This window comes from Neobacillus niacini (assembly GCF_023715415.1).
Classification (GTDB): Bacteria; Bacillota; Bacilli; order Bacillales; family Cytobacillaceae; genus Neobacillus; species Neobacillus niacini_C.
Window position 1 is genome coordinate 1 of the sequence record NZ_JAMBOB010000109.1, and the last position, 238, is coordinate 238.

At 45.0% G+C, this 238-nt stretch carries 1 protein-coding gene; it reads right to left on the reverse strand.

Annotated elements, in window-relative coordinates; genetic code table 11:
- The coding region (locus tag M3189_RS26790) for a hypothetical protein (protein ID WP_251639826.1) at nt 1-238 on the reverse strand (238 nt) is incomplete at both ends.

Below are 238 nucleotides of genomic sequence, written 5' to 3' on the forward strand. Positions count from 1 at the left end.
TGCGGATAGCGAGAAATACTTGCGGATAGCGAGAAATACTTGCGGATAGCGAGAAATACTTGCGGATAGCGAGAAATACTTGCGGATAGCGAGAAATACTTGCGGATAGCGAGAAATACTTGCGGATAGCGAGAAATACTTGCGGATAGCGAGAAATACTTGCGGATAGCGAGAAATACTTGCGGATAGCGAGAAATACTTGCGGATAGCGAGAAATACTTGCGGATAGCGAGAAATA